This window comes from bacterium, from assembly GCA_041648665.1.
Lineage (GTDB): Bacteria > UBA10199 > UBA10199 > 2-02-FULL-44-16 > JAAZCA01 > JAFGMW01.
Genome location: JBAZOP010000002.1, coordinates 13,680 through 32,312, shown reverse-complemented (window position 1 = coordinate 32,312; position 18,633 = coordinate 13,680). Strand labels below are relative to the sequence as shown.

37 protein-coding genes and 1 pseudogene are annotated in these 18,633 nt (G+C 64.1%); all 38 read left to right on the top strand.

The annotated features are described in order from the left end of the window. The first annotated feature begins 81 nt into the window (after positions 1-81). The 38 genes and pseudogenes from WC683_01150 (at position 82) to WC683_00965 (ending at position 18,626) form a co-directional block, all read left to right on the top strand. Positions 82-645: a hypothetical protein gene (locus tag WC683_01150; GenBank protein MFA4971187.1), complete on the top strand. Its 564-nt coding sequence runs from the start codon at positions 82-84 to the stop codon at positions 643-645. After that, positions 642-1,634, top strand: a pseudogene (locus WC683_01145) (hypothetical protein). Before WC683_01150 ends, WC683_01145 begins: the two are co-directional and overlap by 4 nt. Positions 1,635-1,765: 131 nt before the next feature. Beyond that, on the top strand, positions 1,766-3,226 hold the full coding sequence (locus tag WC683_01140; protein ID MFA4971186.1) for a DNA modification methylase: 1,461 nt from the start codon (positions 1,766-1,768) through the stop codon (positions 3,224-3,226). Further along, complete coding sequence (locus WC683_01135; protein ID MFA4971185.1) at positions 3,219-3,488, top strand: hypothetical protein; 270 nt, start codon at positions 3,219-3,221, stop codon at positions 3,486-3,488. The genes WC683_01140 and WC683_01135 overlap by 8 nt, the downstream gene beginning before the upstream one ends. A gap of 75 nt (positions 3,489-3,563) precedes the next feature. Then, a complete protein-coding gene (locus WC683_01130; protein MFA4971184.1) occupies positions 3,564-3,767 on the top strand; it encodes a hypothetical protein in 204 nt (67 codons plus the stop codon). Next, on the top strand, positions 3,764-3,991 hold the full coding sequence (locus WC683_01125; protein ID MFA4971183.1) for a hypothetical protein: 228 nt from the start codon (positions 3,764-3,766) through the stop codon (positions 3,989-3,991). The genes WC683_01130 and WC683_01125 overlap by 4 nt, the downstream gene beginning before the upstream one ends. After that, positions 3,988-4,338, top strand: coding sequence for a hypothetical protein (locus tag WC683_01120; protein MFA4971182.1), 351 nt, complete (start codon positions 3,988-3,990; stop codon positions 4,336-4,338). Before WC683_01125 ends, WC683_01120 begins: the two co-directional genes overlap by 4 nt. Further along, entirely contained in the window at positions 4,335-4,601 is a 267-nt protein-coding gene (locus WC683_01115; GenBank protein MFA4971181.1) for a hypothetical protein, read from the top strand. Before WC683_01120 ends, WC683_01115 begins: the two co-directional genes overlap by 4 nt. Positions 4,602-4,813: 212 nt before the next feature. Next, positions 4,814-6,031 (top strand): RNA-guided endonuclease TnpB family protein, encoded by a 1,218-nt coding sequence (locus WC683_01110; protein ID MFA4971180.1) that lies wholly within the window; start codon positions 4,814-4,816, stop codon positions 6,029-6,031. 106 nt (positions 6,032-6,137) lie between these two features. Next, positions 6,138-6,635, top strand: a complete 498-nt coding sequence (locus WC683_01105; protein ID MFA4971179.1) for a hypothetical protein — start codon at positions 6,138-6,140, stop codon at positions 6,633-6,635. Further along, the gene (locus WC683_01100; protein MFA4971178.1) at positions 6,635-6,913 is read left to right on the top strand and encodes a hypothetical protein; all 279 of its coding nucleotides are present in this window, start codon (positions 6,635-6,637) and stop codon (positions 6,911-6,913) included. The genes WC683_01105 and WC683_01100 overlap by 1 nt, the downstream gene beginning before the upstream one ends. Continuing rightward, complete coding sequence (locus WC683_01095; GenBank protein MFA4971177.1) at positions 6,910-7,188, top strand: hypothetical protein; 279 nt, start codon at positions 6,910-6,912, stop codon at positions 7,186-7,188. The genes WC683_01100 and WC683_01095 overlap by 4 nt, the downstream gene beginning before the upstream one ends. After that, on the top strand, positions 7,185-7,409 hold the full coding sequence (locus WC683_01090) for a hypothetical protein (GenBank protein ID MFA4971176.1): 225 nt from the start codon (positions 7,185-7,187) through the stop codon (positions 7,407-7,409). The genes WC683_01095 and WC683_01090 overlap by 4 nt, the downstream gene beginning before the upstream one ends. Positions 7,410-7,458: 49 nt before the next feature. After that, positions 7,459-7,734 carry a hypothetical protein gene (locus tag WC683_01085; protein MFA4971175.1) on the top strand — a complete coding sequence of 92 codons (276 nt, stop codon included), beginning with the start codon at positions 7,459-7,461 and terminating at the stop codon, positions 7,732-7,734. Next, on the top strand, positions 7,731-8,057 hold the full coding sequence (locus WC683_01080; GenBank protein MFA4971174.1) for a hypothetical protein: 327 nt from the start codon (positions 7,731-7,733) through the stop codon (positions 8,055-8,057). The genes WC683_01085 and WC683_01080 overlap by 4 nt, the downstream gene beginning before the upstream one ends. Beyond that, positions 8,054-8,425, top strand: coding sequence for a hypothetical protein (locus WC683_01075; protein ID MFA4971173.1), 372 nt, complete (start codon positions 8,054-8,056; stop codon positions 8,423-8,425). The genes WC683_01080 and WC683_01075 overlap by 4 nt, the downstream gene beginning before the upstream one ends. Beyond that, positions 8,425-9,180 carry a hypothetical protein gene (locus WC683_01070; GenBank protein MFA4971172.1) on the top strand — a complete coding sequence of 252 codons (756 nt, stop codon included), beginning with the start codon at positions 8,425-8,427 and terminating at the stop codon, positions 9,178-9,180. Before WC683_01075 ends, WC683_01070 begins: the two co-directional genes overlap by 1 nt. Positions 9,181-9,190: 10 nt before the next feature. Further along, on the top strand, positions 9,191-9,682 hold the full coding sequence (locus WC683_01065; GenBank protein ID MFA4971171.1) for a hypothetical protein: 492 nt from the start codon (positions 9,191-9,193) through the stop codon (positions 9,680-9,682). Next, positions 9,675-9,971, top strand: coding sequence for a hypothetical protein (locus WC683_01060; GenBank protein MFA4971170.1), 297 nt, complete (start codon positions 9,675-9,677; stop codon positions 9,969-9,971). The genes WC683_01065 and WC683_01060 overlap by 8 nt, the downstream gene beginning before the upstream one ends. After that, complete coding sequence (locus tag WC683_01055) at positions 9,968-10,186, top strand: hypothetical protein (GenBank protein MFA4971169.1); 219 nt, start codon at positions 9,968-9,970, stop codon at positions 10,184-10,186. Before WC683_01060 ends, WC683_01055 begins: the two co-directional genes overlap by 4 nt. Positions 10,187-10,195: 9 nt before the next feature. Further along, positions 10,196-10,738, top strand: a complete 543-nt coding sequence (locus WC683_01050) for a hypothetical protein (protein ID MFA4971168.1) — start codon at positions 10,196-10,198, stop codon at positions 10,736-10,738. Further along, complete coding sequence (locus tag WC683_01045; GenBank protein MFA4971167.1) at positions 10,731-11,486, top strand: hypothetical protein; 756 nt, start codon at positions 10,731-10,733, stop codon at positions 11,484-11,486. The genes WC683_01050 and WC683_01045 overlap by 8 nt, the downstream gene beginning before the upstream one ends. Continuing rightward, complete coding sequence (locus tag WC683_01040) at positions 11,483-11,686, top strand: hypothetical protein (GenBank protein ID MFA4971166.1); 204 nt, start codon at positions 11,483-11,485, stop codon at positions 11,684-11,686. Before WC683_01045 ends, WC683_01040 begins: the two co-directional genes overlap by 4 nt. Positions 11,687-11,719: 33 nt before the next feature. After that, positions 11,720-11,959, top strand: a complete 240-nt coding sequence (locus WC683_01035; protein MFA4971165.1) for a hypothetical protein — start codon at positions 11,720-11,722, stop codon at positions 11,957-11,959. A 13-nt stretch (positions 11,960-11,972) separates the two neighbouring features. Next, on the top strand, positions 11,973-12,518 hold the full coding sequence (locus tag WC683_01030; GenBank protein MFA4971164.1) for a hypothetical protein: 546 nt from the start codon (positions 11,973-11,975) through the stop codon (positions 12,516-12,518). Positions 12,519-12,594: 76 nt separating this feature from the next. Continuing rightward, positions 12,595-12,867, top strand: a complete 273-nt coding sequence (locus tag WC683_01025; GenBank protein MFA4971163.1) for a hypothetical protein — start codon at positions 12,595-12,597, stop codon at positions 12,865-12,867. After that, positions 12,864-13,097, top strand: a complete 234-nt coding sequence (locus tag WC683_01020) for a hypothetical protein (protein ID MFA4971162.1) — start codon at positions 12,864-12,866, stop codon at positions 13,095-13,097. Before WC683_01025 ends, WC683_01020 begins: the two co-directional genes overlap by 4 nt. After that, the gene (locus WC683_01015) at positions 13,094-13,312 is read left to right on the top strand and encodes a hypothetical protein (GenBank protein ID MFA4971161.1); all 219 of its coding nucleotides are present in this window, start codon (positions 13,094-13,096) and stop codon (positions 13,310-13,312) included. The genes WC683_01020 and WC683_01015 overlap by 4 nt, the downstream gene beginning before the upstream one ends. A gap of 9 nt (positions 13,313-13,321) precedes the next feature. Then, positions 13,322-13,561 carry a hypothetical protein gene (locus tag WC683_01010; protein ID MFA4971160.1) on the top strand — a complete coding sequence of 80 codons (240 nt, stop codon included), beginning with the start codon at positions 13,322-13,324 and terminating at the stop codon, positions 13,559-13,561. Positions 13,562-13,597: 36 nt separating this feature from the next. After that, positions 13,598-13,891 (top strand): hypothetical protein, encoded by a 294-nt coding sequence (locus WC683_01005; protein MFA4971159.1) that lies wholly within the window; start codon positions 13,598-13,600, stop codon positions 13,889-13,891. A 1-nt stretch (position 13,892) separates the two neighbouring features. Beyond that, positions 13,893-14,864 (top strand): nucleotidyltransferase domain-containing protein, encoded by a 972-nt coding sequence (locus WC683_01000; GenBank protein MFA4971158.1) that lies wholly within the window; start codon positions 13,893-13,895, stop codon positions 14,862-14,864. Continuing rightward, the gene (locus WC683_00995) at positions 14,861-15,109 is read left to right on the top strand and encodes a hypothetical protein (protein ID MFA4971157.1); all 249 of its coding nucleotides are present in this window, start codon (positions 14,861-14,863) and stop codon (positions 15,107-15,109) included. Before WC683_01000 ends, WC683_00995 begins: the two co-directional genes overlap by 4 nt. Next, positions 15,106-15,615 carry a hypothetical protein gene (locus WC683_00990; protein ID MFA4971156.1) on the top strand — a complete coding sequence of 170 codons (510 nt, stop codon included), beginning with the start codon at positions 15,106-15,108 and terminating at the stop codon, positions 15,613-15,615. The genes WC683_00995 and WC683_00990 overlap by 4 nt, the downstream gene beginning before the upstream one ends. Then, a complete protein-coding gene (locus WC683_00985) occupies positions 15,599-16,270 on the top strand; it encodes a hypothetical protein (GenBank protein MFA4971155.1) in 672 nt (223 codons plus the stop codon). Before WC683_00990 ends, WC683_00985 begins: the two co-directional genes overlap by 17 nt. Next, a complete protein-coding gene (locus WC683_00980; GenBank protein MFA4971154.1) occupies positions 16,267-16,764 on the top strand; it encodes a hypothetical protein in 498 nt (165 codons plus the stop codon). Before WC683_00985 ends, WC683_00980 begins: the two co-directional genes overlap by 4 nt. A gap of 4 nt (positions 16,765-16,768) precedes the next feature. Further along, entirely contained in the window at positions 16,769-17,239 is a 471-nt protein-coding gene (locus WC683_00975) for a hypothetical protein (protein ID MFA4971153.1), read from the top strand. A gap of 47 nt (positions 17,240-17,286) precedes the next feature. Beyond that, positions 17,287-17,424 carry a hypothetical protein gene (locus tag WC683_00970; protein MFA4971152.1) on the top strand — a complete coding sequence of 46 codons (138 nt, stop codon included), beginning with the start codon at positions 17,287-17,289 and terminating at the stop codon, positions 17,422-17,424. Further along, a complete protein-coding gene (locus WC683_00965) occupies positions 17,421-18,626 on the top strand; it encodes an RNA-guided endonuclease TnpB family protein (protein MFA4971151.1) in 1,206 nt (401 codons plus the stop codon). The genes WC683_00970 and WC683_00965 overlap by 4 nt, the downstream gene beginning before the upstream one ends. Positions 18,627-18,633 lie beyond the last annotated feature (7 nt).

Below are 18,633 nucleotides of genomic sequence, written 5' to 3'. Positions count from 1 at the left end.
GTAGTATCGTGGCTCCAAGGTTGGCGGTGATAGACCGCTGATGCGACAAGCGAACACGTGTTCGCGGGAGGGAAACGAGCCATGTCGGAAGACGCCTCACGCAGCACCGTCGGGACAGAGCGGTGCACGGAGACCTACCAAGTGAAGGGATCGCCAGATCGACCTGTCCGAGATGCGGACCGCCCATTCGGCCCGATCGCGGTGCAGCAGGGTGGGGACCTTGTGGAGACGATGTTCGCCCTGGGGCGAACGATCTCGCTGGGCAACTACGAGTTCGTCCGCATCCAGATCGGGGCGCGGGTTGGCTTCGATCCGACCGCCTCGCTCATGCCCGACGAGGCCCTCGATGCCGTGCGCGCGTTCGTCGGGGAGGTGCTGGACCGGGAGGAAGCGCTGGTGCGGAACAGCCCCCGCGAGGAGGCGCCACTACCGCCCCTCCCTGGCAAGCGTCGGTTCCTCTGGGTCGAGTACGGCATGACGCTGAACGCGGCGGTGCGGTTCGAGATGCACAAGCTGGACCTGGGCCTGTCGCGCCCCATCGGGGATGATGAGGACGCGGAGGAGGCCGTGGCAGCGCTCCAGGAGTACCTGTCGCAGCGCATCGCGGCGGAGCGTGAACGGCTGCGTGGAGGAGGAACCGAGTGAGTACCCGAAAATCCAAGCTGGCTGCGCTGTGCACCGCGGCCAACAAGAAGTACGGGGATCGCATGATCGGGTTGGCCGGTCGCATGCAGCCGCGCCCAGGCCCGCGCCTTACCACTGGCAGCCTGTCGTTTGATTTCGCCCTTGGTGGTGGTGTGCCAGTGGGACACGTGTCCATCTTCCGAGGGGCAGAGTCGAGCGGCAAGACCACTGCTGCGCTGCGCGTTGCTGGTCTGGCGCAGGAGTTGTGCGCCAATTGTTACCGGCGGCCACCTGGCGGGGTGACGGTGGAGGAGCGATTCGACCCCGATACTGGGGAGCTGAGCGCTGTTGCTGTTGCATCCTGCGATTGCGTTCGCGCGGGCATTTACACCCCCGTGAAGATCAAGGATGAGTCGGCCGCTGACTTCAAGCAGCGTTGCAAGGAGTACGCAGAGAACTCCTTCGAGGAGTTCCGCGTGGGCATGCTTGACGTGGAGGGTACCTTCGACGCCGCGTGGGCGCGGGCGCTCGGGTGTGATCCCGATCGCATGATCCTGGCCAAACCATCCGTGGCAGAGGAGGCGATCGATCTGCGCAACGAGCTGGCGTACACCGGGTCGGTGGATCTCCTCATCCTGGACTCGATCGCTGCGCTCACCCCATCTGCTGAGGTCGAAAAATCTACGTCGGAGTGGCAGCAGGGTCTGGCTGCCCGGCTCGTCAACAAGATGGCTCGGCAGACGACTTCTAGCAGGGCTGCGCTGCATTCCTTCACTGGTCGCCCGATCACGGAGATCTGGATCAACCAAGAACGCTTAAAGATTGGAGTTTCGTTCGGCGATCCGACGGTTATTCCATGCGGGGAGGGCCAGAAGTTCACGGCGTCCGTCATTGCCAAGCTGTGGTCGTCCACGGGCGAGAAGGAGACGATGGACGAGGAGATGAAGAAGGATTGGCAGCTCAAGCGCCTCACCGATATCTGGATGAACTTCCGCGTTGTCAAGAACAAGACAGCGTCTCCCAACGTGCAGGGCGGCTACCGCATGGGGCTGCTCGGGGGAGATGCTGGGAAGGTGTTGGACATCGACTACATGGTGGCCCAGGCTGAGAAGTTTGGCCTGCTGGCGAAGGACGGTGCGCAGTGGCGACTCGGAGACGAAAAGTACAAGACCAAGGCGGACGTGGTGGCGCGCATCGAGGAGCCAGCGGTGCGGCGGGTGCTCCGGGCGACGCTGGTACAGCGGATGCTTGCGCCGTAGCGGAGCCGATCCCGGACTTCGACGCGCCGCCGCCGCCGGTCTCCGCGGATCAGCGGGACGGCACGTATTACCTCCCAGGGACCAACATCCCCGTGCTGGACGGTCTGGCGGCGATGCTCGTCCCGATCAACTTCCTGCGCCCCGATCCTGGCAACCCGCGCACCCAGGTCAACCTGGAGGCGCTCCTGACTTCCATCAGAGCCTTCGGCGTGCGTTGGCCGATCGTGGTGAATCGGCGCACTGGCGTCATAGAGGCGGGGCACCAGCGGGCCGATGCCCTGCGGCGTTTGGGTGCGCAGCACGTGCCCGTGCTGTGGGCGGACGATGACGGTGCCACGGCGCGGGCCTTCATGGTGGCCGACAACCGGGTGGGCGAAGTGGTGGCCGACTGGGACGACGAGGGGTTGCGGCTTGTGCTGGAAGATCTCGGGCGGCAAAGCGAGGAGTTGCTGGGCGCCCTGGGCTTCGACGACGGAGACCTGGCGCGGTTGCTGGCGGGCGAGGATGATCCGCCTGGGGGCGACGATGGTACGGAAGCCTTGCAATCCAAGGCGGACGTGTTGCAGGGCCGGTGGGGAACGGCGCCTGGCCAACTGTGGCGGCTGGGGGATCACCGCTTGCTGTGTGGGGACGCAACCAAGGCTAAGGACGTAGCGAGACTCATGGGGGGCGACTTGGCGGAACTGGTCGTGACCGATCCGCCCTACGGGGTGGCCTACGCCGACAAAAACACGTTCCTGAATGCGATTTCCCCGGGCAATCGCATTCAGGTGCCGATTGACGGCGACCATGCGGACAAGGAGCAGACGCAGGAGTTTTGGCGGGCGGCGTTCGCGGAGATGAGCGCGGTCATGGCGCCCGGGGCGGTGGTCTACTGCTTCATGCCGCAGGGCGGCGACCAGATGATGATGATGATGATGATGATGATGATGGGAGCAGGCATAGAACCTCGTCACGAGCTGATCTGGGTCAAGAACAACCACGTGCTCGGGCGCACCGATTACGCCTACAAGCACGAGCCGATCCTCTATGCATGGAAGGAAGGTGGCCACAAGTTTTACGGGGACTTTCAGACCAGCATCTTGGAGTTCGCTCGCCCGCAGAAATCAGACTTACATCCGACTACTAAGCCTGTCGAATTGATCGAGCGCTTGGTGGCGAACAGTAGCATCACCGAGGGGATCGTCTACGATCCATTCGTCGGGTCGGGGACGACGCTCATCGCGTGTGAGCACCTGGGGCGCCGTTGCCGCGCCATGGAGGTGAGCCCGGCCTACGCGGCTGTCGTGCTGGAGCGCTGGAGCTTGGCGACCAGTTCGGTACCGGAGCAGATCGATGACTGATCGGCCGCGTGATCTACCTGCGCACGTGATCGTGGCGCTGACGGCGGAGCAGATCCGGTTGCTGGCGGTGTACCAGCGGGTGCTGTGGCGGGACGGGGAGCCGGACTTGCGCCAGTGGGCGCGGATGGCGGCGATGCCGCTGGCGCGCGTGCGCGAGCTGGCGCGCGGGATGATCGAACTGGGGGCGGTGGAACCCAACGGTGCGATGCCCAAGATTATCCGGGACTACCTGGCCAAGCTGGGCCGAGATCGGCTACTCTGAAAAGCGAACACGTGTGCGCCAAAATAGTTGACAAACGCGCAGTAATGCGCTATAATCGGGAGAATGGAGGCGAGGATGGCGCGAAGGAACGTGGCGCAGTATCAGGTGGGGCAGGAGGTGAGCGTGGCCAACCGTCCCGGCCGATGGCGCATTGAGGGGTTTCCGAGTCGACGGCTGGCTATCGTGTGCCAGGCGATGGAGCCCGGGGCGTCCAGGACCGTGACGACCGTGTCCTTGCAGGATCTGACGATCCTGCAACCAGAGGGGAAGCCCAAGTGAGCACCTGCGAGAAGTGCTGGGCGGACGCGCATCGCGATGCGCCGGAAGATGTCTCCGCTCGGTACGCGCGCCTGATCGAGGAGCGCCGGGGGCGCCAGTGCACGCCGGAGGAGCAGGCGGGGCCAGACGCGACAGTCTGCCCACAGTGCGGGCGCAGGACGTGTCACCAGTGGACGGGTGAGTGCATGGTCTGCGGGGTGGTCGATGGAGGGGGTGCGCGATGACGCGGCCGAGGGTGCTGGAGCAGGGTGGGCGCAACCCCACGGAGCAGGAACACCGCGTGGCCCGGGTGATGCGGGGACACCGCAACCGTGGCAGTGGCGCCTCCATGTACGCGAAGGGCGACGTGCGCGCGGAGGACTTCCTCACCGAGTGCAAAAGAACCGAGCACGCCAGTCTTTACGTGAAGAAGGCGTGGCTGGACAAGATCGCCCGCGAGGCGGCGGCGGCGGGGAAGGAGCCGGCGCTGGCCATCGAGATCGCTGGCGGCCCGAACGACGCGCACGGGGAGCGAGACTGGATCATGATCCCGCTGCGATGCTGGCGGCAGCTCACGGGAGAGTCAGAATGAAGTTCCGCACCGATGCTGCCCAAGAGGCGTATCAGGAGCACCTCCGGGTGGCGGGGGAGCAGGTGGCGGCCATGCGTCGCTCCATGGAGGAGGATGCGGTGCGCTACCCACAGGAAGCTGCCTCGATCCGCCTGACCGCGGCGCAGACTGCGACGGCCATGCTCCTTGAGGCGCAGGACAGGGCGGTGCGGCTGGGGACGCACGTGGACGTGAAGTGGGCGGAGCTGCAGGGCCACCTCACGATCTGTGCGCAGGATCGGTAGCGGCGCGGCATACAGGCCGTGGTGTTCTTTGAAAAGGGGCTGAAACGGTTTCGACATCAGGGAAACGAGAATCGTTGCGTGCCGCGGGTGGTCCCGTCCCCGCGTTAAAAAGGCGAGGCACCTACAACTGGATGTCAAGCGCTGTCAACTTTAGGTAACAGGTGAATGCATCAGGGGTTGTATTTTGCTAGAAATGTGTTATTCTGTAAAACATGTTAAGCGCAACGCGCATTCGCTTGTATCCGAACGCGACGCAGCAGTTGGCGTTGGCGCGGCAGTTTGGATGTGCACGGTGGGCGTGGAACGATGCATTGTCAGAGACGCAGCGGCTGTATCAGGAGACGGGCAAGGGGCTCGGGTACGAGGCGATGACGCGGCGCTTGCCTCTGCACAAGCAGGAACACGAGTGGTTACGGGAGGCGAATGCTCAGGTGTTGCAGCAGTCGTTGCGGAACCTGTCGCGGGCGTTCATAAACTTCTTCGAGCGGCGGGGACGGTATCCTCGCTTCAAACGCAGGAACGGCCCGCAATCGATCCAGTTTCCACAGGGCGTGAAGGTCACGGACAAGCGGGTCTTCCTCCCCAAAGTGGGATGGTTCAAAGCGGTGGTGCACCGGTCCATCGAGGGAGAGATCAAGACGGTGACAGTGCGGCGCGAGCCATGCGGGCATTACTACGCGTCGGTACTGGTGGACGACAGGGAACCGATGCCGGTGGTGTCGTTGGATGGCCCAGTGGTCGGAGTGGATGTGGGATTGAAGGATTTCGCGGTGACGAGCGACGGGGAGCACGTCGCGAATCCGCGCCACTTGCAGCGGGCCGAGCGCAATCTAGTGCGCAAGCAGCGGAAAATGGAGAGGAAGGTCAAGGGATCGAACGGGAGGGACAAGGCGCGAAAGCTGGTGGCGCGGGCGCACGAACGGGTGAAGAACGCGCGCAGGGACTTCGTGAACAAGGTGTCGAGGCGGTTGGTCGACGAGAACCAAGTGATCGCCGTCGAGGACTTGGGTGTGAAGGGCATGATGCGCAACCCAAATTTGGCCAAGGCCATTGGCGACGTCGGGTGGGGCATGTTCGGGCGGATGGCGGAGTACAAGGCGGCGTGGGCGGGGAAGGGGTTCGTTCGGGTGAACCGCTTCTATCCGTCGTCCAAGGCGTGCAACGCGTGCGGAGCGATCAACGATCGGTTGACGCTGGCGGTGCGGGCGTGGACGTGCTCGGCGTGCGGGTCGAGCCACGATCGGGACGAGAACGCGGCGCGCAACATCCGCGACGAAGCGAAACGAATGATTTGGGCCGGTGTGATTCCGGCCTCTGCCTCGGGGACCGGGGCGGCTGCCGTTGGAGGGATTGCAAGACGGGTCCGGGGGCGCAGGTCCTCGGTCGCGCAGATCCCGGAGAAGGCGGAAGCTGGCGCGTTCACGCGTTAGTAGTTCACAACTGCCGAAAACGAGCGGTTGGCGGCCTAGCGCCGCTCTCCCCAGCTCCAAGCGGTTTTAGATGATAGCCCGCGCGATGCGAGTCACGGAGGAGCAGATGACGCAGGATCCACAGCATGGTGGAGGGATCCCGTTGGCGCCGCGGCTGTGCGCGCAGCGGGAGGCGGCGCAGCGGGATGGCCGACAGGTGCTGGCGGTGGTCCGGCCGGCGCAGGCGCCCTTCGTGCTGCGCCCGATCCCCGCTGGGACGCGGGCCCACATTGAGGATGTGCTGGAGCGCATCGTGGGCCGCGTGCCGCCGGGGATCGAGTGGGACGTGGCGACCCACCTGCTGGTATGCGAGGAGGTGGCCCGGGATCGGACGCGGTGGTGGGGCATCCCGGTGCTGGGGGCGCCCGCGATCCGCAGCGAGGAGCACGCCGTGCTGGCGGCCTACATGGGCATCGCGCAGGGCCCCCTGGCGGGGCCTGGAGTGGAGGAGGCTCAGGTGCGCTGCCGCCCCCTGCTGCGGCTCCTGGTGCGCTGGGGCGCGCCTGGCGGCGGCGTTATCCACGGCGCGGAGCTGCCGGTGCGGGCGCCCGGGTGGTGGCGCTGATGCGGTGCCTGCGCTGCGGACACTGTTGCCAGCGATATCTCGTAGCGATCGTGGTCGATCCCGCGCTAGGCGTCGTCCCGGAGAACATCGTGGCCATCGATCCTCCCCGGGACGGTCCGTGCCCGCACTTGCGCGGCGATCGGCCAGGGGCGTACGCCTGCGCGGTGCACGACGAGCCGTGGTACCCAGAGACGCCGTGCTTTGCGCACGGGCAGATCGAGCGATCAGCGGACGAGCCATGCCGGATCGGCTCGGCCCTGCTGGGAGGTGCACCTTGAAGGACGAAAAGCGCAGGAAGACCATTGGGCGGTTCGCCTACCCCGAGGTGAAGATGACGAACTTCTCGCTGGCGCAGGATCACGTCGTGCTCCATCTGTTCCAGGACGATGGCCGTGTGCTGACCGTGGAGGCGTCGCCCTATTGGATCGCGCGGACCTTCACCCGGATCCTCGAAGCGATGTCCGAGCAGGGGCAGGCCGAGATCGACAGGATGAAGCAGAAGCGGGCTGACGTGAACGTCGTCGTGAAGCTGGCGGCGGGGAGGATGCCATGATCGTCCACCGCCGGACCAACGCGGACGAGCGGCGTGCCCACGCGGTCCGCGTGCAGGTCCTGCGCGAGCTGGGCGTGGACGCGCTTTCCGCGGCGCTGGAGCCCGACTGGGGTGCGCTGGTGGCTGCCATCGAGCGGGAGGGGATGGCGCCCCTGGCCGCGACCGTGGCGAGCTTGCGGGCGGCGCTGGAGAAAGCGAACACGTGTGCGCAGGACAGTTGACAAACGCAATCAAAGGTGGTAGTGTATTGGCGTCCTGGGAGGACCAATGATGGACAACGAGAACCCCCGTGACCTATTGCTCGCATCGGTTGGTCTTCCACCTGGGATGTCTGATGACGAGGTCGTAGCCTCCATCGGTGGCCGCGCGTGCACACGCGCCGACCTGCGGTGTGCTCTCGACTACTTCCGGCAGACGCATGTGCCGATGCACGTCGAGCTTCGTGCCTTCGTGCGCGGTCCGCATCCTCGCGGGTTCTGGGTGCCGCTCGTGGAGTGGCTGTGGCGCTGGGCTGCGCGGCACCTTCAATACGAGGAGATCCAATGAACAGCCTGTTGCTCGCTGTGCTCGCGGTCGTCGTGCTGCTCATGGCCATCGGCTTCGGCCTGGGCTGGTACGTGCGCGGGGCCTACGTCCGGCGCTACATGAAGAAACATCTAGCCAGGAAGGCGCGTCGCCAGCGCGAGGTGGAGGCCCACGAGGCCGCGAAGCACAACTTGTCCAAAATTCTCGAAGAGCGCGCCAGAGATCCTGATCGACTCATCATGGATCATGTTGTCCAAGATCCAGGTTTCATGGAGTTGTCCGAGATGGACGCTGAGATCCGGCAGCAGTCTATTTGCTGCCAGTCGTTGAAGAAGGATCCATGAGCGAAGTGTACCCGTACCCCACGTGGGCGGAGGTCGAGGCGTGGGCCTCGAAGGATCCGATCGTGGATCACGTGCTTCGCGGCTTCCGCGGCACGCTTGTTGCTGAGAAGCTGCTCATCCTGATGGTGGTGGAGCTAGCCAGGGATCGGGAGCGGTTGGTCCGCGAGCTGACCATGGAGCGCATGCGGGCGCCGGTTCCGACGAAGGAGAAGGTCGAGGAAACGGACGGGGCGTCGGAGTGCTACAACGGCAGCGGGAAGATCCAGAGGGAGGACTTCTCGAACTGGAAGGCAGCGGACAACATCGTTCCGGACTGCGCTGGGTGCGTGGCGATGTTCTGCGATGACTGCCTGCGGAGGAGGTCCTAATGATAGCGAAGGAAGTGGGAGGCACGACCTACTACACCGTGAACGGCGTGTGCGACCTCGAATGGTTGAAGCGCCACGGAGCTGATGTCCTCCTGGTGGAGCGCTGGAAGCCTGGCACCGTGCGAATCCACGTGCGGTTCTCGTTTCCCCACCGCGCTGAAATGCGCCTCTACTACTGCGCGGATGACCTCCTGCGGCAGTTCCAGGAGGCGGAGCGCGTGCGGGTCGCGGCCGAGATCGCGTCGTGGGATCTGCCAAAGGATGAAGTAGAGCGCGATGGGCGTCCCAACCTCGGCCTCGGCGAACACGTGTGCGCTGCGGAGGCGCCTGCGGAGGACGAGGCGTCGAAGTGGCGCTCGCTGCGCCGGATCCTACAGGCGCCCCCAGGTACGTCGGTGCTGGACCGTGCTGCGGAGGTGATGCGCGAGATGGGGCGTGAGCGGATGGAGGCTGCGCATGCCAAGGCAGCCTTCGACGCGGAGCTGGATGGGATGGCGTCCCTGCGTGCCGAGTTTGGGGCGCGTCCCGATGAGACGGCCAGCGCGTGGATCGAGCGGCTCTACCGATCGCATGAGGATCTGATGCGGTTGCTGCGGAAGCAGCAAGTGCGAGTCGAGGAGGCGGTCCGGGACACGGGCCAGCCCGTGTTGCGCTGCCGCATCTGCGGGCGCACGGTGGACCGAACCCGCGAACCGGTGCACTTCGTCGAGGGCGGCACGTGCGACTGCGACGAGTGCAACTGCCGCGAGAAATAGGAGCGGGAACATGGGCAAGGTTTCGTTCGAGGTCCCCGAGATGTCGCCCGCGGCGCAGGCGGCCTTCGACCGAGTCGTCGCGTCGATCAACGAGGCGTGCAAGCAGTTCATCGGCGCTCCCGTTGACTGCGTTGCGACCCAGGAGACGGTGCGGGCCGCGTGCGTTCGACTACTCGACCGTGAGAAGGTCGAGGTACTCGGTGGAGGCATTACACACGTCTTCGCGCATCCGTCCGTCGCGGAGCGCGTCCCAACGCTGTGGGGGCTTCCCGTGCTTGGCACGAAGGAGGCTATGCTCAACCAGATCATCCTGGACAGCTACGTTGGCGTTGATGTGGACCGGGATCAATGCGATGCGACCAAGCTCGTAATGATCGCCCGATTCAAGCAGCACGCGATCCTCCACGTCGAGTGGCAGGAGGATCTGAGCGCCCTGGTCGTCGATGGGTTGATGAGGGATGGAAGCGTGCTGTCCGATGGAAAGGAGGATGATCATGGGTAGCTGCCAGCAGTCGTGGCTGGATCCCCAGGACTTCACGACGAAGGTCTGCGGGGCCGAGACGGATCGGAAGGAGGGGGACCGCTTCGTGTGCATGGCGTGCTTCAAGCGGCTCCTCGACTTCAAAATCAAGATGGCGGAGCAGATGGTCTGCCCGCGGTGCGGCTCGCCGTTGCAGATGGTCCCGGCGCGGGAAATGCACCCGGCCCACAAGGAGCACGATCTCGCCCGCAAGTGCACGAAGGATGGCTGCGCGTACATCTGCTACATGGGCGACGAGGTGAATCCATGACGAGGCGCGTGTACCGTGACGGGGCGTGGATCGAGGCGGCGAAGGGCGACTACCGGGTGGGGGACCGGCTACCGTTTCTCGAAGGATTCGAGTACGAGGTGACGCACGTCGGGCCTTCGGCCGATGGCGTGCCCGAGGTCAATATGAAGGTCGTGCACGCGCGGGAGCGCGGCATCGGCGGTTACCAGCGGGTCGGCCTGTTCGACCGTGACTGAGAGGTGCGTATGATTAACTCCGAGGCAGTGATCAACGTGGCCGAATGCGGCACGCTGATGTGCTTGGAAGACCTGCCAGCTCCGCAGGAGCCGTATCGGTGGACGCAGGAGGAGTTCAAATCCATGGTGGGCCGGGATCCTCTTGGAGATGACCTGGAGCGGCTGAACTGCCCGGATGCCGGGCTACGGGGGCATCTCCAGTGCGGCTACTGCCCCATCCATCAGAAGCCACGTTGGACGTGCGGGTGTATCGCCCCTCTCGGTATGAATACGGCTGAGATCCCAGCGGTCGTGGTGGTTTCAGATCCAGAGACGGATCCATACCGGCTGGCAGTTGACATGGAGCGCATCGCAGGCTGGCCAGGGTTGGCTGCGTTCAAGCCGATCTCGGACGAGGCGCAGCGCTGCATCGGGTTGCCCATGACGTCAGATGTCGTTGAGCGGATGAGGCGCGCCGTTCAACACCTGCTGCTGGGCTTGGTGCAGTTGGGTGCGCTGCGGCGTGGCTTCGAAGATCGTTCTTGGGAATACAGGGAGGATCCCAATGAGTAATGAGCAGGAGCATGGACCGCTGTTCGTGCCGTGCAAGCCGCACTGGTTCGACCTGATACGCCTCGTTCAGATGACGGTGTACGTGGCGCGGGCGTGGTGGGCGACCATGCGGGAGGAGGACGAACACGTGTTCGTCGGATCGGATGCAGCAGCCAAACGCCAGCAGTTCCTCAGCCGTATCTGGCAGGGGCTTCATTGGATCCTCCGCGATTTGGATATCCCCAAGGAGCAGGCGCTGTCGCTCACCTTCGATTCGACCCTGTGGCCGACCGACAAGCCCGATCGGCAAGGGCGCATTCTGGGCGCGAAGTTCGCGATCCGCATCGGGCCGGACTACCTGCCGATCGAGGTGGACTGCGGGGCGCCGCTCGACCGCTGCACGTTTATGTGGTCGAGCAATTACCATACGTGGGACCCCGTCAACGTCTTCCACGTGCGCTACGTCGATCAGGATCGTGAAACTTGTTCGTCTGACACCAGAACAGTCAGAGAAGCGGAGGATCCACAAGGAGGTGTGATCATGCCGAAGGGGAACGAGGTGATGTTCCGTGGGGTGTTCGTTGAACCCCCAGAGGGGTTGTTCGATGCCTTGCGGGAACTGGAGCGGTCGGAGTGGCTGACCACGACCGAGATCGCGGCTCGCGCGGATGTCGTGCTGACGCGCAGCCCCGGTGGCGGGATCATCGTGCTCAAGGATCGCACGGGGCGCCTGGTGCCGGATGCGATCCAGGGAGGTGTCACCCAATGAGTGGATTCGAGATCGAGGGCTGCCGCTGCGTTAGGGACAGCGGCAAGGCGATCCTGGTGGAGTCCGCGGAGGATCCGATCAACGGATCTGTCTGGGTGCCGCAGTCGCAGGTGCACGAGGACAGCGAGGTGTACCAGGAGGGCGACGAGGGCACGCTGGTCGTGTCCGAGTGGTGGGCCGAGCAGCAAGGGTGGATGTAGGCCACGATGTTAACACAGAAAGGTAGGTAAGAGATGCGACTGATCCATGTGTGGGTATCCGACGAGTTCTACGGCTGGCTGGAGCCGATGCTCGGCCACGATCTCGCGCTGGACGGGATGGGCTTTCAGGTGGGTGAGGTGGACCGCGATGATCGCGGGGAGCTGTCCTGCAAGGCGATCTTCCAGGCTGCGCAGCAGCGGGAGGGTGGCCCGGAGATCGAGAGGACGATCAAGCAGCAGGATGCGGCGTTCGCGGAGCGTAGCCGTACCTGAACTAGGAGGAGCCATGAGCGGATGTTGCAGCGGGACGATGCGGGCCTGGCTGGTCGTGATGCCGGACCCGAACTACGAAGGCGATATTGTCGAGCTGATCGAGGTGGAGGCTGGTCGCATCCCGGCAAGCAAGTTCCACCGATCTGAGCACGACTGGTTCATGGAAGACCACTGGGACGGGACGGGGGCGTGCTTCTGGGACGAGGACGATCTGCCGGTCCCCGGCGAGTACGTGGTCAGCTTCCACATCGAGGGTGAGTGGATGCACGGCAGCAACGGCGACGATTACGACGAGCAGCTGATCGTCGAGAAGGTCGAGGCGGCGGATCTCGGTGCGTTCTCGTTGGCGCGGGAGTTCAAGGGGACGATGGGAAGCGAGGAGCAGAGCGACGAGAAGAAGGATCGCTTGGTTGGCGCAAGCGAAGCGGATGAGGCCGATTTCCTGCCGGACTACTCGCGCAAGTGTGTCGTGTGCGGGGCAACGCCGGTGCTGCCGTGCACGGACATGTGCGGGCCGTGCACGTTCGGAGAGGCGGAGACGCTGGATGGGAACTGGTGATGGATCACACTGACTTCGTCGCGATCGTCATGGCGCGGCGGCTGGCCGCGCAGGGCAAGGACGGGAGGAAGCGGCGATGACGGTACACGTCAAGCGCGGGGGCGAGTGGATCGAGGCCCCGTACTTCGAGGTCGGGGACGAGATCCTGGTGGGCGGGCACACGCCTGCAGTCGTGAAGGCGGTGGGCGCGGGCGAGGACGGCGTGCCGCAGATCGATATGCAGGTCGTGGCGCAGCGCCCGGTGGACTTCGTGCGGGTCCACTTCACGCCGTGCGATGCGCCCGATCCGGCCCCCGGCAGGGAGTGTCCCGCGTGCGGTGGATTTCATGCGTCCAAGGAGGAGTCATGATCCTGACCCAAGAAGCGATTGACCTCGTGGAAGAGAAGCTGCGTCCGCTAGCCGAGGAGGGGCGCAAGGCGACGTTCGCGTTCGTGCCCGTGGGGCGGTTGTCGCCCGAGGCGGTCCTGGGCCTGGTGGGCTGGCTCGGGCGCGAGCAGGTCAAGCAGCAGCAGCGCATGGCGCAGCAGTTGGAGATGTCGGCGGACCTGCTGAGGGTCGCCACGAGGAGGGGAGCATGATCTACTTGGTTTGCGGCCCCGAGGGAGGGCACATCTGCGGATACGCCCTTGCGAAAGATGAGGCGCTCGCGATCGCGCGGGAGTTGAATGGCATGCTGGACGATCTGGACGACGGGAGCGAGGAGGACGCAAAGCGGGGGCACTACTACGTGTCCGAGGTGCGTTTTGCTGTTGAGCACTTGGCGGACTGCAAGGCGAGTGGATTTCCGTTTTAGGAGGAAGCTATGATCCTGACCGGTGGCGGGAAGGTATGCAATCAGTGTGGGGTGAGCTTTATCCCGTGGGTGCCCACGAAGGATGACGGTCAGACGGCACATGTTGCTGCTGCTATCGGAAGCATTTGCCGATCCTGCTTTGACATTGCCCAGGAAGGGTTTGTGGAATTGAAGAAGGAGGCGCGGGAGTTGCGAGATGGCGGAGTCGATCCGCGCATGGTTGAGAGAATCATGAAGGAACGCGTGTGAAATCAGTTGCGCATCTGGCGCATAGAGGAGGGGAGCATGATCCTGACCCACGGCGAGAAGATGGTGTGGGCGGCGGCGTTCATTGCGAAGCTACAACTGCGGCAGCCGATCCCGGTTGGGTTCGGGAAGGAAGGAACGGATAGCAAGGCAAGCCGTCCTGTCGTCGCTGGGATGGCGTATGCTACCGTAAAGGACAAGATCGCGGAAGGTGCGTCTGATGCTGCGGCGTATGCGTGCGCGGTGGTGCGCGTGCTGCGAACGGCGCACCTCGAAGGCACGGACGATTCCGACTTCCAGATGCTCCGCGCGATGCTGGGGGACGAGGGCTGACATGGACTACAAGGAGATCGCCATCAGGAACATGATCCTGAAGATCCGGGCGGGGTCGCACCTGTTCGGGACCAACACGCCTGAGAGCGACCTGGACTACATCGGCGTGTTCATGCCGACGCGGCAGATGGTGTACGGGTTCGGCCACTGCGAGGTGGTCGAGATGCACGTCAAGGCCAAGGACGAGAGCGGTCGGAACACGGCTGACGCCGTGGACTTCTCGGCATACGAGTTCCGCAAGTTCGTGGCGCTGGCGATGCAGAACAACCCCAACATCCTGCACCTGCTGTTCGCCAACGAGGAGAACGTTCTGGAGGCCGACAAGGCGTTCGGGCGGGCGCTGCTCGACGCCGCGCCGCTGTTCCCGCACAAGGGCGCGCACCACAGGTTTGTCGCCTACGCCCACGCGCAGCTCCACAAGATGCGGATCAAGCCCGAGAACTACGAGGCCCTGCAACGCGCACTGGAGTTCCTGAACGGCCAGGACGACAACGCGGTTCTGGGCGAGTTCAGGACGTCCAACATCTTCAGGAACACGGACGACACCGGCAAGCACCTGAAGGTGGGCGACCTGTCGTTCGAGGCGGGCGTGTTCGTGAAGAAGGCGCGGCGGATGGTCGCGGAGCGCATCTCGAAGGCGACGAGCCGGGCCAGCCTGTTCACGAAGTACGGGTACGACACGAAGTTCGCGTCCAACGTGATCCATCTCCTGAAGGAGGGCATTGATCTTATGAAGTACGGCAGGTTGGTCTATCCGCTGCCGTATGCGGATCTGATCCTCGACATCAAGCGTGGCGTCTACGAGAATGAACAGATCGAGGAGATGGCGGAGGCGCTCACCGAGGAGGCGCGGCGGGCTTTCGATGGGACGACACTCCCGGCGCATCCCAGGACCAAGGAAATCGAGTTATTCCTGATGGACAGGATGGAACGGTGGCTGGTGAGCAGCGAGACGAGCAGGAGGGAAGAGTGACGACGCTGTGGCACGTCCTGCTGGAGCGGCGCAGCGGCCCATCGTGGAACGCGGAGGTCGGGGCGGAGACGTTCACCGAGGCCATCGAGTGGTTCCAGTGTTGGCTGATCGAGCACGTTCCGGACTTCCGCGAGGAAGAGATCGCGGTGGAGAACGGGGACCACATCGGGACATGCGCCGAGGAGGGCGTACAGCTGGTGCGGTTCCCAAGCGCTGCGCTGGCAGCAGGAGTGGACGTCCGATGAGCAGCGCTGAGCATGCCGAGTTGGTCGAGATCGCGGCGGTGTGGCTGCGGAACACGCGGAAGTGCCGGGTGGTGGCCACCGAGATCGTCACGGCGACCTCCGAGACGCCGGACGCCATCGGGTGGACATCGCGCGAGTCCATCGTTGTCGAGTGCAAGGTATCGCGTGAGGACTTCTTCCGCAACGAGAAGAAGGCACACGAGCGTGCCGGAAGTTCCGTGGGCGACGAGAAGTGGTTCCTGACGCCCGAAGGACTGGTTCGGCCGGGCGAGGTTCCCGAGGGATGGGGACTACTAGAGGTACATCGCACCGGATACGGAGCGCGAGGGTACTGGGTCAAGAAGACGGTACACGCGCCATCGCGCGAGCGCACGGTTTGGAGCGTCCTTGCCGAGCGCAAGATTCTGGTCAGCGTTGCCCAACGGTCGCTGACAGCTTTAGATCAGGTTCGGCCCCTATCATTGGGAGACGTGGAAACGGAGGAACACGATGAACGAGATGCGTGACACGATGAGCGGGGACGAGATCCGGGAAATGGTGGATCAGGCAGTAGTGGCCTACTGCGCGGCGCGGGGCACGACTCCGGACGCGGAGGAGCGACGTCTCCTGCGCGATCTTCAGTCGCGGGTTACCGTCGCTGAGCGGTTCCGGATCAGGCAGGGGGCGCGCGATCTGCTGGAGCTGGCGGCGCTCCACAACGTCGAGGATCCCGTGGGCGAGCTGCTGGCGGCATATCGTTATCTGGAATCCCCGCCCGTTCGGCGGGGGGAGGGGGCGCCCGCGGAGTGGCTGGCGGCGGGCATCCGGCGCGCCCTGGGGCTGCCGGAGCCGCTGGACGCCCTGGTGGAGCAGGAGATCGCGCACGCGCAGGAGCAGCTGCGGGAGCGCCTGGCAGCCTACGCCCACGACGCGTGGAGCCGGTGGGCGCGAGCGGTGTTGCCCGACATCGAGGGAGCAGTGCGACGACACCACCCGTGCTGCGACTGTGCCGCGTGCAAGCGCGTGCTCCGATGGCGGGGGCTGCTGGTCCCCTACGCGGATCTGCCCGAGGAGGAGAAGGCGTCGGACAGGAAAGAAGCAGATCTCATCCTGGCGATCCTGCGCGGATCCAACACGGAGTTTTTCGTGTGTCCGGACGAGGATGAAGGAGGTGACGCATGAAGTTTCGCAAAAGGCCGGTGGTGATCGAGGCGGTGCAGTGGGATGGGTTCAACCTGGTCGAGGTGCAGGCGTTCTGCCCCACGGCGCGGGTGGTGGGGCCGTACAATGACGGGAAACTGCTCATCCCCACCCTGGAGGGGGACCACTACGCCGGTCCCATGGACTTCATCATCCGGGGCGTGGCGGGTGAATTTTATCCATGCAAAGAAGATATCTTTGCGCAGACCTACGAGCCGGTGGACGGCATCGAGGAGGCCATCGCCAGCGACCGGCGCATCCCGCCCATCCTCCGGCGGGACGTGATCACGGTGCGCGACCTGAAGCAGTGGGTCCAGGGGCTGGCCGAGGTCAACGCCGTGGGCGACGACACGGAGGTCTGGATCGCCACGGAGGATGGCCGCCATTCGAACCCGTGCCGAGAACTGAGTCCGCTGAACGTGCGGGATCGGGACACGGCCGAGGCGTCGTGCGATATCCTCTTGATCTGGAGGTGAGCGGATGGGCGACGTGAAGCTGCGGTGGAAGAAGAAGGGCGGCGTGCTGCGGGCGACCGCGGATCGGTTCCAGGCCAAGATCGAGGTCGTGGATGATCAAACTCGTCTATCGTGGAAGTGGGACAACGGCGAGTGGCGGCACGAGGATCTTGCCTCGCTGGAGGAGGCTCAAGCGCATGCGGACATCGCAGCCCGGGTGGGTAGCGAGGTGCTCACTGAGACTGTTGCGCGCCTCGCGCAGCGGAGGGAAGAGGCAGCGCGCTGGGAGGCGCTGTCCCCCACGACGAAGGCGCTGATCCAGGGATACAATATCTGGCGACGGGCATCGGAATCTGAGCGGGATTACTTGCGGGCGCGGCGTCCCGATGTCGCCGAGGTCTTCGAGCGGATCGATAAAGAGAGAGCCGATGCTAGCACTGAGAAATGTAGACAGGCAGTGGCAGAAGGTAGTCACGCGCTCACAAATTCGCAATGAAGAAGATCCGTATTGACACTTGCGCAGAATTGATGTAGGGTTGTGACATGAAGAAAGATCAACGATTTGTGATGCAGTTCGATGTCGAGATGCTGGCGTGGCTCAAATCGGAGGCTGATCGTCGTCGATGCAGCGTGGCTCAGGTGGTCCGTGATCTCGTGCTCGCGGCGATGGAGCAGAAGTGATCCTGGCCCACAAAATTCGACTGCGCCCGACACCGAAGCAAGAGGCGTACTTTCGTCGTGCATGTGGAACGACGCGGTTCACGTGGAACTGGGCCTTGGCGGAGTGGCAGCGGCAGTACGCGGCAGGAGAGAAGCCGAGCGGTCTGTCGTTGAAGAAGCGGTTCAACGCGATTCGCCGAGAACAATTCCCATGGACCTACGAGGTGCACCGCGACTGTACGGCGCGTCCGTTCGATCATGTGCAGCGTGCGTTCCAGCATTTCTTCCGGCGGGTGAAGGCGGGGCAGAAGCCAGGATATCCGAGGTTCAAGAAGAAGGGGAAGTCTCGGGATTCCTTCTATATCGCCAACGACAAGTTCGCGATGCAGGAGCGGTGCGCGAAGTTGCCATTTGTCGGGGCGGTGCGTACGAGGGAACCACTGCGTTGGTCGGGCAAGATCACGGGAGGCACGGTACGGCGGGATGCCGATGCCTGGTTTCTGGTCGTACAGGTGGACGTGGGAGAGCTGCGGCGCCCCCGTACAGCGGAGGGCGTGGTGGGGGTGGATCTGGGGATCGCGATGTCCATGACGCTGTCGACTGGTGAGAAGATCGAGGGTCCACGTGCGATCCGGGTTGCCATGCAGATGTTGCAGCGGCTGTCCAGGCAACATGCACGGAAGAAGAAAGGAAGTCAGAATCGAAGGAAGGCGGCGGAACGGTTGGCGCGGTTGCACAGGCGCATCGCCAATATCCGGCAGGACTTCTTGCACAAGGTCACGACGAGGCTGGTCCGCGAGAACCAAGCGGTCGGCATCGAGGATCTAAATGTGCAAGGTATGGTTCGGAATCGGAAGTTGGCGCGGTCCATTCAGGATGAGGCGTTCGGGGAGTTTCGGCGGCAACTCACGTACAAGGGACCGATCTGGGATTCCAAGATCGTGGTGTACCCACGGTTTGAACCGTCGTCCAAGAAGTGCAGCGATTGCGGTGAGGTGATCAAACAGTTGCCGCTCAACGTGAGAGAGTGGGTCTGCCCGGCCTGCGGGGTAGTCCATGACCGCGATGTGAACGCGGCGATGAATTTGAAACAACTAGGGGCGGCTAGCCCCGAAGTAACGCCTGTGGAGAGGGTGGCCCTGGCGCGCACACGTGTGCGCGTGCAACCGCCCTCGAAGAAGCAGGAACTGGCCGGTGCGCACCTTCGCGCACCAGAAAGATAGCAGAACC

Excerpts from the sequence above, each read along its gene's own strand:
- WC683_01035 (MFA4971165.1), top strand. The coding sequence starts at position 11,720 with ATGCGACTGATCCATGTGTGGGTATCCGACGAGTTCTACGGCTGGCTG.
- WC683_00990 (MFA4971156.1), top strand. The coding sequence starts at position 15,106 with ATGAGCAGCGCTGAGCATGCCGAGTTGGTCGAGATCGCGGCGGTGTGG.
- WC683_00980 (MFA4971154.1), top strand. The coding sequence starts at position 16,267 with ATGAAGTTTCGCAAAAGGCCGGTGGTGATCGAGGCGGTGCAGTGGGAT.
- WC683_01135 (MFA4971185.1), top strand. The coding sequence starts at position 3,219 with ATGACTGATCGGCCGCGTGATCTACCTGCGCACGTGATCGTGGCGCTG.
- WC683_01065 (MFA4971171.1), top strand. The coding sequence starts at position 9,191 with ATGGGCAAGGTTTCGTTCGAGGTCCCCGAGATGTCGCCCGCGGCGCAG.
- WC683_01005 (MFA4971159.1), top strand. The coding sequence starts at position 13,598 with ATGATCCTGACCCACGGCGAGAAGATGGTGTGGGCGGCGGCGTTCATT.
- WC683_01030 (MFA4971164.1), top strand. The coding sequence starts at position 11,973 with ATGAGCGGATGTTGCAGCGGGACGATGCGGGCCTGGCTGGTCGTGATG.
- WC683_01050 (MFA4971168.1), top strand. The coding sequence starts at position 10,196 with ATGATTAACTCCGAGGCAGTGATCAACGTGGCCGAATGCGGCACGCTG.
- WC683_01010 (MFA4971160.1), top strand. The coding sequence starts at position 13,322 with ATGATCCTGACCGGTGGCGGGAAGGTATGCAATCAGTGTGGGGTGAGC.
- WC683_01015 (MFA4971161.1), top strand. The coding sequence starts at position 13,094 with ATGATCTACTTGGTTTGCGGCCCCGAGGGAGGGCACATCTGCGGATAC.
- WC683_01110 (MFA4971180.1), top strand. The coding sequence starts at position 4,814 with ATGTTAAGCGCAACGCGCATTCGCTTGTATCCGAACGCGACGCAGCAG.
- WC683_01085 (MFA4971175.1), top strand. The coding sequence starts at position 7,459 with ATGGACAACGAGAACCCCCGTGACCTATTGCTCGCATCGGTTGGTCTT.
- WC683_01075 (MFA4971173.1), top strand. The coding sequence starts at position 8,054 with ATGAGCGAAGTGTACCCGTACCCCACGTGGGCGGAGGTCGAGGCGTGG.
- WC683_01130 (MFA4971184.1), top strand. The coding sequence starts at position 3,564 with ATGGCGCGAAGGAACGTGGCGCAGTATCAGGTGGGGCAGGAGGTGAGC.
- WC683_01100 (MFA4971178.1), top strand. The coding sequence starts at position 6,635 with ATGCGGTGCCTGCGCTGCGGACACTGTTGCCAGCGATATCTCGTAGCG.
- WC683_00975 (MFA4971153.1), top strand. The coding sequence starts at position 16,769 with ATGGGCGACGTGAAGCTGCGGTGGAAGAAGAAGGGCGGCGTGCTGCGG.
- WC683_01045 (MFA4971167.1), top strand. The coding sequence starts at position 10,731 with ATGAGTAATGAGCAGGAGCATGGACCGCTGTTCGTGCCGTGCAAGCCG.
- WC683_01055 (MFA4971169.1), top strand. The coding sequence starts at position 9,968 with ATGACGAGGCGCGTGTACCGTGACGGGGCGTGGATCGAGGCGGCGAAG.
- WC683_01115 (MFA4971181.1), top strand. The coding sequence starts at position 4,335 with ATGAAGTTCCGCACCGATGCTGCCCAAGAGGCGTATCAGGAGCACCTC.
- WC683_01025 (MFA4971163.1), top strand. The coding sequence starts at position 12,595 with ATGACGGTACACGTCAAGCGCGGGGGCGAGTGGATCGAGGCCCCGTAC.
- WC683_00970 (MFA4971152.1), top strand. The coding sequence starts at position 17,287 with ATGAAGAAAGATCAACGATTTGTGATGCAGTTCGATGTCGAGATGCTG.
- WC683_01090 (MFA4971176.1), top strand. The coding sequence starts at position 7,185 with ATGATCGTCCACCGCCGGACCAACGCGGACGAGCGGCGTGCCCACGCG.
- WC683_01150 (MFA4971187.1), top strand. The coding sequence starts at position 82 with ATGTCGGAAGACGCCTCACGCAGCACCGTCGGGACAGAGCGGTGCACG.
- WC683_01120 (MFA4971182.1), top strand. The coding sequence starts at position 3,988 with ATGACGCGGCCGAGGGTGCTGGAGCAGGGTGGGCGCAACCCCACGGAG.
- WC683_01040 (MFA4971166.1), top strand. The coding sequence starts at position 11,483 with ATGAGTGGATTCGAGATCGAGGGCTGCCGCTGCGTTAGGGACAGCGGC.
- WC683_00985 (MFA4971155.1), top strand. The coding sequence starts at position 15,599 with ATGAACGAGATGCGTGACACGATGAGCGGGGACGAGATCCGGGAAATG.
- WC683_01070 (MFA4971172.1), top strand. The coding sequence starts at position 8,425 with ATGATAGCGAAGGAAGTGGGAGGCACGACCTACTACACCGTGAACGGC.
- WC683_01020 (MFA4971162.1), top strand. The coding sequence starts at position 12,864 with ATGATCCTGACCCAAGAAGCGATTGACCTCGTGGAAGAGAAGCTGCGT.
- WC683_01105 (MFA4971179.1), top strand. The coding sequence starts at position 6,138 with ATGACGCAGGATCCACAGCATGGTGGAGGGATCCCGTTGGCGCCGCGG.
- WC683_01080 (MFA4971174.1), top strand. The coding sequence starts at position 7,731 with ATGAACAGCCTGTTGCTCGCTGTGCTCGCGGTCGTCGTGCTGCTCATG.
- WC683_01000 (MFA4971158.1), top strand. The coding sequence starts at position 13,893 with ATGGACTACAAGGAGATCGCCATCAGGAACATGATCCTGAAGATCCGG.
- WC683_01060 (MFA4971170.1), top strand. The coding sequence starts at position 9,675 with ATGGGTAGCTGCCAGCAGTCGTGGCTGGATCCCCAGGACTTCACGACG.